The following is a 12,544-nucleotide window of genomic DNA, read 5'->3' as shown; positions in this document are numbered from 1 at the left end:
AACATTAAATTAACCATATAAAAACAAAAGACAAATATATACTGTTAACAGGCGAAATATTTGCGTGAGCTGTATTCTCATTATGATGAAAATTGCAGCGTAATAATGGCTGCAAATAAAGTCCGTGAAAAAACAGGCAAGCTGTGTGTCAGGCTTTTTCAGCCTGGTCTGCACGCGGCGCGCGGCGCGGCTTGCTATCCTTGGAACAATCCTTCTCCTTGATCACAACGGAAGATTGTTATGAGCGCCCCACTGCTGATTGCCCAAACGCCCGATGTGCAGCTGCATCTGTTACCTCAAATGGCTAACCGCCACGGCCTGATTACCGGCGCGACCGGCACCGGTAAAACCGTAACGCTGCAAAAGCTGGCCGAATCCTTTTCACAAATTGGCGTGCCGGTGTTTATGGCCGATGTAAAAGGCGATCTGAGCGGCGTCGCAGCGCGAGGGGAAAGTTCAGACAAGCTGCTGGCGCGCCTGCAAAAAATAGGCGTAACCCAGTGGCAGCCGCAGCAAAACCCCGCGATGCTGTGGGATATATTCGGCGAAAAAGGCCATCCATTACGCGCCACTGTCTCCGATCTCGGCCCGCTGCTGCTGGCGCGCCTGCTGAACCTCAACGAGATCCAGAGCGGCGTGCTGCAAATCATTTTCCGCATCGCTGACGATCAGGGTCTGCTGCTGCTCGATCTCAAAGATTTGCGCGCCATGACACAATATATCGGCGACAACGCCAAAGCTTTTCAGACGCAATACGGAAACATTAGCAGCGCATCGGTCGGGGCGATTCAGCGCAGCCTGCTGGCGATGGAGCAACAAGGTGCGCAGCACTTTTTTGGCGAACCTATGCTCGACATTAAAGACTGGATGCGCACTGATGAGCAGGGTCGCGGCTGGATCACTATCTTATCGGCGGAGAAACTCTGGCAGATGCCGAAGCTTTATGCCACCAGCCTGCTGTGGCTACTTGCCGAGCTCTATGAACAGCTGCCGGAAGCGGGCGATTTGGAAAAGCCGAAGCTGGTGTTCTTCTTCGACGAGGCGCATCTGCTGTTTGACGATGCGCCGCCGGTGCTGCTCGATAAGATAGAACAGGTGATTCGCCTGATCCGCTCCAAAGGCGTCGGCGTCTGGTTCGTTACCCAGAACCCCGCTGATGTGCCCGACAGCGTGCTCGGTCAGTTAGGCAATCGCATCCAGCACGCGTTGCGCGCCTTTACGCCCAAAGATCAGAAGGCGTTAAAAACGGCGGCGGAGACGATGCGCGCCAATCCCGCTTTCGATACCCTCAGCGCGTTGCAGGAGCTGGGAACCGGCGAAGCGCTGATTTCGGTTCTCGATGAGAAAGGCACTCCCGGCATTGTGCAGCGCGCCATGGTGATTGCGCCCGGCTCACGTATGGGGCCGCTCAGCGCCGATGAACGCAACGGCCTGATCAATCACTCCCCGCTCTATGGTAAATATGATGAGGCGCTGGACCGCGAATCGGCATTTGAAAAACTACAGCAAGGAGTGCAGGCGACCAGCGAACAGGCCAACGCCCCTGCGGCGAAAGGCGATAAGGTTGCGGTCGACAGCGCGATCCTTGGCGGGCTGAAGGATATTCTGTTTGGCAGCACCGGCCCACGCGGCGGCAAGCGCGACGGCGTGGTGCAAACCATGGCGAAAAGCGCTACGCGTCAGATCGCCAGCCAGCTTGTGCGCGGCGTACTGGGCAGCCTGTTCGGCGGACGCAAGCGTTAAACAGGAAGTCGCTTTACCCGGAGGAGCTACACTGAGTCGATGGATAAAATAACCGAACTGAAACGGACCAAACGTCTGGCGCTGTTGTTACTGCTGGTTGCGGCCGCCATCTTTATTATCACGCTGTTTCTGCCAGCTAACTTCTGGGTTAGCGGCATTAAGGCAATTGCCGAAGCGGCGATGGTCGGCGCGCTGGCGGACTGGTTTGCCGTGGTGGCGCTGTTCCGGCGCGTGCCGGTTCCCTTTATCTCACGCCATACCGCCATTATCCCGCGCAACAAAGATCGTATCGGCGATAACCTTGGCCGCTTTGTACAGGAGAAGTTTCTTGATACCGATTCGCTGCTGGCGTTGATTCGTCGTCACGACCCTTCGCAGATGCTGGCAAGCTGGCTCAACAGGCCCGGCAATGCCGACCGTGTGGGCCACCACCTGTTGCAGGTGATGCGCGGTTTCCTTGATCTCACTGACGATGAACGTATTCAGCGCCTTATCCGTCGCGCCGTGCACCGCGCTATCGATAAGGTCGATCTTACCCAGTCGGGCGCGCTGATGCTGGAGAGCCTGACGAAAAATAATCGTCATCAGGAGCTGCTGGATGCCGCCGTGGAGCAGCTGCTGCATATCCTGCACAAGCCCGACACGCGCACCTTCATCGCCCGGCAGATCGTGCGCTGGCTGAAGCGCGAACATCCGATGAAAGCCAAAATGCTGCCTACCGAGTGGCTGGGCGAGCACAGCGCCGATCTGGTGGCGAACGCCGTGGATTCTATTCTGGATGAGGTGGCGGTCGATCAGGGGCATGAGTTGCGCCTCGGCTTTAACCGCGCGGTGGAGCGGCTGATTGTCAGACTGAAAAGCGATCCGGAGATGGCGGAGCGCGCCGAGACAATCAAATCCTGGCTGAAAGAGGATGAGTCGCTGAATCGCTATATTGGCGAGCTGTGGCAGGATCTGCGCGCCTGGCTGAAACAGGATCTCAACAGCGAGGAGTCAAAAGTGCAGGATAAGGTACGGCTGGCGGCGCTCTGGCTGGGGGAGAATCTGGCGGCGGACGAAGCGTTACGCAACTCGCTGAATCAGCATCTGGAAGAGGCAGCGCGCAGCGTGGCGCCGGAGTTTTCCAGTTTCCTGACGCGCCATATCAGCGACACGGTGAAAAGCTGGGACGCGCGTGATATGTCGCAGCAGATCGAGCTGAACATTGGCAAGGATTTACAGTTTATCCGCATCAACGGCACGCTGGTAGGCGGCACCATCGGGCTGATTCTTTATCTGCTGTCGCAACTGCCGGGGTTGTTCTGAGATGATAAAAGCAATAAACCCCGAATCGCTGACTATCCAACTTTCGGGGTTTATTTCATTTGAGCTTGATTAGCGTCGCTTCAGCAGCATAAACACGCTGATGGCGAAGAACAGGGCGCTGGGCAATATCGCGCCGAGCACCGGCGGTATCCCATACACCAGGCTGAGCGGGCCGAAGATCTGATCCAGCACGTAGAACAGAAAGCCGAAGCTGATGCCGGTCACCACGCGCATGCCCATCGAGACGCTGCGCAGCGGGCCAAAGATAAACGACAGCGCCATCAGCATCATCACCGCCACTGACAGCGGCTGGAAAATCTTGCCCCACATATTGAGACGGTAACGGCCTGACTCCTGGCCGCTCTGCTCAAGATATTTGCTGTAGTTGTAGAGGCCGCTGATCGACAGCGCATCGGGATCCAGCGCCACCACGCCAAGCTTGTCCGGCGTCAGGTTGGTTTTCCACTCGCCGCTCAGGCTCTGCGAACCGCTAATCTGCTTCGCATCTTTCAGATCGGACTCATCCACCTGCGATAGCGTCCAGCGCTTCTGCGCCGCGTTCCATTTGGCGGTGGCGGCATAGCGTACGCTGAGCAGACGACGCTGATCGCTAAAGTTGTAGATGCTGACGCCATCCAGCTGGTCATCGCCTCTGATGCGTTCAATGTAGATGAAGTTATTGCCATCCTTCGCCCACAGACCATTCTGCGTCGACACCAGCGCGCCGCCGTAAAGCTGCTGCGCACGGTAGTTACGTGCCATCTGCTCGCCCTTAGGCGCGACGAATTCGCCGATCAGCATGGTCAGCAGCACCAGCGGAATCGCGGTTTTCATCACCGCCAGCGCCACCTGCATACGGGTAAAGCCCGATGCCTGCATCACCACCAGTTCGCTGCGCTGCGCCAGTGTGCCCAGACCAAGCAGCGCGCCGAGCAGCGCTGCCATAGGAAAGAAGATCTCGATATCTTTTGGCACGCTGAGCAGGGTGTAATAACCGGCATCCACTACCGAATAGGCGCCCTGCCCGGTTTTACGCAGCTGATCGACGAATTTGATAATGCCCGACAGCGACACCAGCATGAACAACGTCAGCACAATGGTATTGAAAATGGTTTTGCCGATATAACGGTCAAGAACACCAAACATCAGACCGATCCTCCACGGCTAAAACGGGCGCGCAGCCGCCGCATCGGCACTGTATCCCACAGGTTCAGCGCCACAGCCAGCAGCAGATAGCTGATATTGACTACCCACATCCAGATCGCCGGGTCGAGGCGGCCTTTTGACGCATTCGACTTCAACGAGCTTTGCAGCAGGAAGAAGATCAGATAAAGCAACATGGCTGGCAGCATCGACAGCACGCGGCCCTGACGCGGGTTCACCACGCTGAGCGGCACCACCATCAGCGCCATCACCAGCACCGAGAAGATCAGCGTGAAACGCCAGTGCAGCTCCGCGCGGAAAGCGGGCGTGTTGTTCTGCCAGAGCGGAACGAGATCAGACTGTTCGGCATCGTTCGGATCCAGCGTCGCCTCCCGGTAGCCGACCACCGCCTGATAATTCACGAAGTCGGTAATGCGGAAGTCGCGCAGCAGCGCGGTGCCCTCAAAGCGCGTGCCTTTATCCAGGGTGACCACCTGCGAGCCGTCGGGACGCTGCTGCATGTGGCCGCTGTCCGCCAGCACCACTGACGGACGGGCATTGCCTCGGGGACGCAGCTGCGCCAGAAAAACGTTGCCGAACTGGTTGCCCTTCACATCCTCAAGGAACAGCACCGTGTTGCCGTCGCTGGATGTCTGGAACTGCCCGGCCGCCAGCGCCGCAGCGCCTGGGTTGGCCCGCGCGTTCTGCGTTACCTCGTCCTGATAGCGTGACGACCAGGGACCCAGCCAGATCACGTTCACCGCGGCCACAACCGAGGTGAGCAGCATCAGCACCATCGCCGCCTTGACCAATACGCCCTTGCTCAGGCCGCAGGCATGCATCACGGTGATTTCACTTTCAGTGTACAGCCGTCCCAGAGTCATCAGGATCGCCAAAAACAGGCTGAGCGGCAGTATAAGTTGTGCCATTTCCGGCACACCGAGCCCTAACAGGGTCAGAACTAAATTTGTTGGGATCTCACCATCCACTGCTGCTCCTAAGATCCTGACTAACTTCTGACAAAAGAAGATTAATAGCAGGATAAACAGGATAGCCAGCTGGCTTTTGAGCGTTTCCCGGACCAGATATCTAATGATGATCACGCTTAGTACGCCTGTGAAAACTTGTCTTTTTGCAGGAAAATCGATAGTTTCAACGCTTATTCGCCATTTTTCTTCATCAATGGCGGTCATCGCAGCTAAAATTGTATGACAAACGCGTTAGGGTGGTGAAAAAACAACACATTGCCACCCTGACTCATTATGACGTCCGATGGCCAAAAGTCATGGCATTACGGTTAAATAATGGGTTACGAGCGCGCTACATTCTAGCGACAGCAGACGCCGTTGTCTTTAAGATTCAGGAGAGTGCATGGAGTTCAGTGTAAAAAGCGGTAGCCCGGAAAAACAACGCAGCGCCTGCATTGTTGTGGGCGTCTTCGAGCCGCGCCGGCTGTCACCGATTGCCGAACAGCTGGACAAAATCAGCGACGGCTATATCAGCGCCCTGCTGCGCCGTGGGGAGCTGGAAGGCAAAGTGGGCCAGACGCTGCTGCTGCATCACGTCCCGAACATTCTGTCAGAGCGCATTCTGCTGATTGGCTGCGGCAAAGAGCGCGAGCTGGATGAGCGTCAGTACAAGCAGGTCATCCAGAAAACCATTAACACGCTGAATGATACCGGCTCGATGGAAGCGGTCTGCTTTCTGACCGAGCTGCATGTCAAAGGCCGCAATACCTACTGGAAAGTACGTCAGGCGGTGGAAACCTCAAAAGAGGCGCTTTACAACTTCGATCAGCTGAAAAGCAACAAAACTGAGCCGCGACGTCCGCTGCGCAAGCTGGTGTTTAACGTGCCGACGCGTCGTGAACTCACCAGCGGCGAGCGCGCCATTCAGCACGGTCTGGCCGTGGCCGCTGGCGTGAAGGCGGCGAAAGATCTCAGCAATATGCCGCCCAATATCTGTAACGCCGCCTATCTCGCCTCACAGGCGCGTCAGCTGGCGGATGAGTACAGCAAAAATATTACCACGCGTGTCATCGGCGAACAGCAGATGAAAGAGCTGGGCATGAACGCCTATCTGGCGGTGGGCGCCGGTTCGCAGAACGAGTCGCTGATGTCGGTAATTGAGTACAAAGGCAATCCCGATGCGGAAGCGCACCCGATTGTGCTGGTGGGCAAAGGATTGACCTTCGACTCCGGCGGCATCTCTATCAAGCCGGCGGAAGCGATGGATGAGATGAAGTACGATATGTGCGGCGCGGCGTCCGTGTATGGCGTGATGCGTATGGTCGCCGAGCTGAATCTGCCGCTGAACGTGGTGGGCGTGCTGGCGGGCTGTGAAAATATGCCCGATGGTCGCGCCATGCGTCCCGGCGATGTGCTCACCACCATGTCCGGCCAGACGGTTGAAGTGCTGAACACCGATGCGGAAGGCCGTCTGGTGCTGTGCGATGCGCTGACCTACGTTGAGCGCTTCGAACCGGAAGTGGTGATTGATGTCGCGACCCTGACCGGTGCCTGCGTGATCGCGCTGGGCCATCACGTCAGCGGCCTGCTGTCGAACCACAATCCGCTGGCGCACGAGCTGATCGGCGCCTCTGAGCAGTCTGGCGATCGCGCCTGGCGTCTGCCGATGGCGGATGAGTATCAGGAGCAGCTGGAGTCCAACTTTGCCGATATGGCGAACATTGGTGGCCGTCCGGGCGGCGCGATTACCGCCGCCTGCTTCCTGGCGCGCTTCGCCCGCAAATATAACTGGGCGCATCTCGATATTGCCGGTACGGCCTGGCGTTCCGGCAAAGCGAAAGGCGCGACCGGGCGTCCGGTACCGATGCTGTCGCAGTTCCTGCTGAACCGCGCCGGACTGAACGGCGACGACTGATTCAGCCGCGCAACGCTCCGCTCCGCATCCGGGGCGGATTTTCTTTGTGCGATCCGGCATAATAAGAGACGAATCTGGTCTCTTTTTTCACTTCAGGCACCGACATGAAAAACGCCACCTTTTATCTGCTCGATCATGATACGCACGCAGACGGCCTGAACGCCGTGGAAGCGCTGGTGTGCGATCTGGCCGAAGCGCGCTGGCGCGCGGGCAAACGTATTCTGATCGCCTGCCAGGATGAACAGCAGGCGATTCGGCTGGATGAAGCGCTCTGGCAGCGTCCGGCCAACGCGTTTGTCCCGCACAATCTGGCAGGTGAAGGTCCGCGCTACGGCGCGCCGGTAGAACTGGCCTGGCCGCAGCGCCGCGGCAACGCGCCGCGCGATCTGCTGATCAGCCTGCTGCCGCAGTTTGCAGATTTTGCTACTGCTTTCCATGAAGTGATAGACTTCGTCCCGTTCGAAGAATCTCAAAAACAGCTGGCGCGCGACCGCTATAAAGCCTATCGCAGCGTCGGTTTCCAATTGAATACGGCAACGCCGCCTCAGCCGCAAACGACATAGCAAAAATGGAAAAGACATATAACCCGCAAGATATCGAGCAGCCGCTTTACGAGCACTGGGAAAAGCAGGGCTACTTTCAACCCAATGGCGATACCAGCCAGGAAAGCTTCTGCATCATGATCCCGCCGCCGAACGTCACCGGCAGCTTGCATATGGGTCACGCCTTCCAGCAAACCATCATGGATACCATGATCCGCTACCAGCGTATGCAGGGGAAAAATACCCTATGGCAGGCGGGTACCGACCATGCCGGTATCGCTACCCAGATGGTAGTTGAGCGTAAAATCGCTGCTGAAGAGGGCAAGACGCGCCAGGATTATGGCCGCGACGCCTTTATCGACAAAATCTGGCAGTGGAAGGCGGAATCAGGCGGCACTATTACCCGTCAGATGCGCCGTCTGGGCAACTCCGTGGACTGGGAGCGCGAGCGCTTCACCATGGATGAAGGTCTCTCCAACGCGGTGAAAGAAGTCTTTGTTCGCCTCTATAAAGAGAACCTGATCTACCGTGGCAAACGTCTGGTGAACTGGGATCCCAAGCTGCGCACCGCCATCTCCGACCTGGAAGTGGAAAACCGCGAGTCGAAAGGCTCGATGTGGCATATCCGCTATCCGCTGGCGGACGGCGCGAAAACCGCCGACGGCAAAGATTATCTGGTGGTCGCCACCACCCGTCCGGAAACCCTGCTGGGCGATACCGGCGTAGCGGTTAACCCGGAAGATCCGCGCTACAAAGATCTGATCGGCAAAGAAGTGATCCTGCCGCTGGTGAATCGCCGCATTCCCATCGTCGGCGACGAGCATGCCGATATGGAAAAAGGCACCGGCTGTGTGAAGATCACCCCGGCGCACGACTTCAACGACTACGAAGTGGGTCGTCGTCACCAGCTGCCGATGATCAACATTCTGACCTTTGACGGCGATATCCGCGAGCGCGCCCAGGTTTACGATACCAACGGTATTGAAACCGACGCCTGTTCCGACGAGATCCCGGCGCAGTTCCAGAAAATGGAGCGCTTTGCCGCACGTAAGGCGATTGTTGCCGCCGTTGACGAGCTGGGCCTGCTGGACGAGATCAAACCGCACGACCTCACCGTTCCTTACGGCGATCGCGGCGGCGTAGTGATCGAGCCGATGCTGACCGATCAGTGGTATGTCCGCACCGCGCCGCTGGCGAAAGTGGCAGTAGAAGCGGTAGAAAACGGCGACATTCAGTTTGTGCCGAAGCAGTATGAAAACATGTACTTCTCCTGGATGCGCGATATTCAGGACTGGTGTATCTCCCGTCAGCTCTGGTGGGGCCATCGCATTCCGGCCTGGTACGACAACGACGGCAACGTCTATGTAGGTCGTAACGAAGAGGAAGTGCGTGCCGAGAACAATCTGGCCGCCGATGTGGCGCTGCGTCAGGATGACGACGTGCTCGACACCTGGTTCTCCTCCGGTTTGTGGACTTTTTCCACGCTGGGCTGGCCGGAAAACACCGAGGCGCTGCGCACCTTCCATCCCACCAGCGTGCTGGTGAGCGGCTTCGACATCATTTTCTTCTGGATTGCGCGCATGATCATGCTGACCATGCACTTCATGAAGGACGAAAACGGCAAGCCGCAGGTGCCGTTTAAAACCGTTTACATGACCGGCCTGATCCGCGATGAAGAAGGCCAGAAGATGTCGAAATCCAAGGGTAACGTCATCGATCCGCTGGATATGGTCGACGGCATTTCTCTGGAAGCGCTGCTGGAGAAACGTACCGGCAACATGATGCAGCCGCAGCTGGCGGAAAAAATCCGCAAGCGCACCGAAAAGCAGTTCCCGAACGGCATTGAGCCGTCAGGCACCGATGCGCTGCGCTTTACTCTGGCGGCGCTGGCGTCAACCGGTCGCGACATTAACTGGGATATGAAGCGTCTGGAAGGTTACCGCAACTTCTGTAACAAGCTGTGGAACGCCAGCCGTTTTGTGCTGATGAACACCGAAGATCAGGATTGCGGTCAGAACGGCGGCGAAATGACGCTGTCGCTGGCGGATCGCTGGATCCTGACCGAGTTCAACAGCACGGTGAAAGCGTATCGCGAAGCGCTGGACAGCTACCGTTTCGATATCGCAGCGAACCTGCTATATGACTTCACCTGGAACCAGTTCTGCGACTGGTATCTGGAGCTGACCAAGCCGGTCATGACCAGCGGCAGCGAAGCGGAACTGCGCGGCACGCGTCACACGCTGGTATCGGTGCTGGAAGCGCTGCTGCGCCTGGCGCATCCGATCATCCCGTTCATCACCGAAACCATCTGGCAGCGCGTGAAGGCACTGAAAAACATCAGCGACGACACCATCATGCTGCAACCTTTCCCGCAGTACGACGTGGCGAAAGAGGATGCGGCAGCGCAGGCGGATATCGAGTGGATGAAGCAGGCGATCGTGGCGGTACGTAATATTCGTGCTGAAATGAACATCGCGCTGAGCAAGCCGCTGGACGTGCTGCTGCGCAACGCTTCGCCGGAAGCCCAGCGTCGTGTCGAGGAGAACCGCAACTTCCTGGCGCGTCTGGCGCGTCTGGAGAGCCTGACGGTGCTGCCTGCCGGTGAGAAAGGTCCGATTTCCGTCACCAAGATTGTGGAAGGCGCCGAGCTGCTGATTCCGATGGCGGGTCTGGTGGATAAGGAAGCTGAGCTGGATCGTCTGGCGAAAGAGCTGGGCAAGCTCGACGTAGAGATTGAAAAAATTCAGGCCAAGCTGGCCAATGAAGGCTTTGTCTCCCGCGCGCCGGAAGCGGTCGTCGCGAAAGAGCGCGAGCGCATGAACGAGCTGGAACAGTCAAAAACAAAACTGATTGAACAGCAGGGCGTGATTGCGGCATTGTAAAACGTCGCAATCTGTCGCTTAACTCACGATAAGCCGGGCTTGCCCGGCTTTTTTCTATTGGATGAGATGATGACCACCACCGCAACGCCGCTAAATCTCCAGGTACGCCCGATTACCGCTGCGGATAATCCCCATATCGCGCAGGTGATTCGCGATGTTTCCGCCGAATTTGGCCTTACCGCAGACAAAGGCTATACCGTCTCCGATCCGCAGCTGGATCGGCTGTTTGAGCTTTACAGCATGGAGAACAGCGCCTACTGGATTGTTGAACATCAGGGCCAGGTGATGGGCGGCGGCGGCGTTGCTCCCCTCGCCTGCAGCGCGCCGGATATTTGCGAGCTGCAAAAGATGTATTTTCTGCCTGAGCTGCGCGGCTTCGGTCTGGCGCGCGATCTGGCGCTGCGCGCGATGGACTATGCGCGCGAACGCGGCTTTAAACGCTGCTATCTGGAAACTACCGGCAACCTGACGCGGGCGATTAAGCTGTATGAGTCGTTGGGGTTTGAGCATATTGATGGCGCGCTTGGCTGCACAGGCCATGTGGACTGCGAAGTGAGAATGCTGAAGGCGCTGTGAAAGGGGGCAGGTTTACGGCCCGCCCCTTGCGGAGCAGAACTATCACGCCCCGGCTTCGGCACGCCACACCGGCACCCCACTATGAAAGCGCAGCTCATCGTCCGGTTCGGTAATCAGCATGGCTTCAGTTTCGCCGATCTTTTGCACCCGTGGCGCAATATCTTTTGGTGAAATCTGCGCCGCCAGCGTCAGATAATCCTGATAGTGGCGCGCTTCGGAGCGAAGCAGCGAAATATAAAACTTCTCCAGCTCCCCGTCGAGGTAAGGCGCGAGGCTGGCAAAACGTTCGCAGGAGCGCGCTTCGATATAAGCGCCGCAAATCAGCTTATCCACCAGCGTATCGGGCTCATGCGTCGTCACCTCGCGCAGTAGACCTTTGGCGTAGCGGCTGGCAGTGATCTTCTTATAAGGGATATTGCGCGCCTGCATAATCTCCCACACCTGATAAAAATGGTGCAGCTCTTCCTTGATCAACAGCACCATCTTCTCCACCAGATCGTCCGCCCAGGGCAACTCGTTGCGCACGATAATGCTTTTGGTCAGTGCTTTATGCGCGTTGATAAAGTTGCTGTCGTGGTCTTCGCGGAAAATAAAATCTTCGTAAGGCTTAAGCCAGGCGCGAATAGCCTCTCCGCTCGGCTTGTCGGCGACATATTTGCGGATCAGCCAGGTGGCGGTTTGCGCCGCTTTCAGCTCGCAGACCATATGGTCGGTCAGCAGCAGGGTCAGATTTTCCGGCCTGCGCGCTTCCTCAATCCATGCCAGCGGGGTGCGACAGTGTAGAAATTGCCAGACAGGTTCAAGCAGTGGTGCGTAATTCATTGTGCATATCAGAAGGTAGAAAAGGCAGAAATGCGCAGGGGCAGAGAGCTGTCCGCCCCTGGCTGTTAGTGGCGAATGCCGTCGTCCTCGTCATCGATGAACTCGTCATCCTCATCTTCCGCATCGGGATCTTCGAAGTAGGTTCCCCAGCCATCGTAATCAACGTTGTATTTGCCAGCAAGATTCACTAACTGCTCCACCTGCGCGTCAATCAGATCGGCCTGTAACGATCCCTCGCTGATAATATCCACGCACATAACCGTGCTGCCATCTTCCAGCTCCAGCTCTTCCGGCTCAGTTACCTCGTAACCCAGTTTGAAGGCATCGACGGCCGCTTTTTCCAGCGAATCGAAATTGTTGCAGGAGAGATGGTGCTCAATGGTATAGAGCGCATCGGGATCGCTGCCATCATCCAGCAGCTCTTCAATGATCAGGCGCGTCTCTTCACGCTGCTCTTCCAGCAATGCTTCGTATGCCATGGTGATGTCCTCAATGGTCGGCAAATAAAGGCGGTGTCCTGCAATTATTTTCCCACACTGCCTCGCGCGCCACTACACAAAACAGAAAGTTTATTTACGCCGGGGTTGAAAATGCATATTCATACGGTTAGATTGAATTTTAATTCACTTTATTCGCTTTTATGGAGTG

Annotated in this window: 10 protein-coding genes; 6 read left to right on the top strand and 4 right to left on the bottom strand. The window is 57.0% G+C overall.

Annotated elements, in window-relative coordinates; translation table 11 throughout:
- Positions 1-240: 240 nt before the first annotated feature.
- Together ABU178_RS03375 and ABU178_RS03370 are read left to right on the top strand one after the other, a co-directional pair.
- Positions 241-1,743: a helicase HerA-like C-terminal domain-containing protein gene (locus tag ABU178_RS03375; RefSeq protein ID WP_397211984.1), complete on the top strand. Its 1,503-nt coding sequence runs from the start codon at positions 241-243 to the stop codon at positions 1,741-1,743.
- Positions 1,744-1,782: 39 nt separating this feature from the next.
- Positions 1,783-3,048 carry a DUF445 domain-containing protein gene (locus ABU178_RS03370; protein WP_397211982.1) on the top strand — a complete coding sequence of 422 codons (1,266 nt, stop codon included), beginning with the start codon at positions 1,783-1,785 and terminating at the stop codon, positions 3,046-3,048.
- 69 nt (positions 3,049-3,117) lie between these two features.
- Here the strand turns inward: ABU178_RS03370 and lptG are convergent, their stop codons facing one another.
- Positions 3,118-4,194, bottom strand: a complete 1,077-nt coding sequence (gene lptG, locus ABU178_RS03365) for an LPS export ABC transporter permease LptG (protein ID WP_397211980.1) — start codon at positions 4,192-4,194, stop codon at positions 3,118-3,120.
- Positions 4,194-5,294: an LPS export ABC transporter permease LptF gene (lptF, locus tag ABU178_RS03360; RefSeq protein WP_397211978.1), complete on the bottom strand. Its 1,101-nt coding sequence runs from the start codon at positions 5,292-5,294 to the stop codon at positions 4,194-4,196. The genes lptG and lptF overlap by 1 nt, the downstream gene beginning before the upstream one ends.
- Before the next feature lie 268 nt (positions 5,295-5,562).
- Here lptF and pepA point away from each other — a divergent pair, with 268 nt between their 5' ends.
- From pepA to ABU178_RS03340, 4 genes are all read left to right on the top strand, one after another.
- Complete coding sequence (gene pepA / locus ABU178_RS03355; RefSeq protein ID WP_397211976.1) at positions 5,563-7,074, top strand: leucyl aminopeptidase; 1,512 nt, start codon at positions 5,563-5,565, stop codon at positions 7,072-7,074.
- 104 nt (positions 7,075-7,178) lie between these two features.
- Complete coding sequence (locus ABU178_RS03350) at positions 7,179-7,637, top strand: DNA polymerase III subunit chi (protein WP_397211974.1); 459 nt, start codon at positions 7,179-7,181, stop codon at positions 7,635-7,637.
- A gap of 5 nt (positions 7,638-7,642) precedes the next feature.
- Positions 7,643-10,498: a valine--tRNA ligase gene (locus tag ABU178_RS03345; protein ID WP_397211972.1), complete on the top strand. Its 2,856-nt coding sequence runs from the start codon at positions 7,643-7,645 to the stop codon at positions 10,496-10,498.
- A gap of 66 nt (positions 10,499-10,564) precedes the next feature.
- Positions 10,565-11,074, top strand: coding sequence for a GNAT family N-acetyltransferase (locus ABU178_RS03340; RefSeq protein ID WP_397211969.1), 510 nt, complete (start codon positions 10,565-10,567; stop codon positions 11,072-11,074).
- Positions 11,075-11,116: 42 nt separating this feature from the next.
- Here ABU178_RS03340 and miaE read toward each other — a convergent pair whose 3' ends face one another.
- A complete protein-coding gene (gene miaE, locus ABU178_RS03335; RefSeq protein WP_397211967.1) occupies positions 11,117-11,896 on the bottom strand; it encodes a tRNA isopentenyl-2-thiomethyl-A-37 hydroxylase MiaE in 780 nt (259 codons plus the stop codon).
- Positions 11,897-11,961: 65 nt separating this feature from the next.
- Positions 11,962-12,375, bottom strand: coding sequence for a ribonuclease E inhibitor RraB (gene rraB, locus ABU178_RS03330; protein WP_397211965.1), 414 nt, complete (start codon positions 12,373-12,375; stop codon positions 11,962-11,964).
- Positions 12,376-12,544 lie beyond the last annotated feature (169 nt).

The sequence above is a fragment of the Pantoea osteomyelitidis genome, assembly GCF_044342975.1.
GTDB lineage: Bacteria > Pseudomonadota > Gammaproteobacteria > Enterobacterales > Enterobacteriaceae > Pantoea > Pantoea osteomyelitidis.
This window is presented reverse-complemented; position numbering and strand designations above follow the sequence as displayed.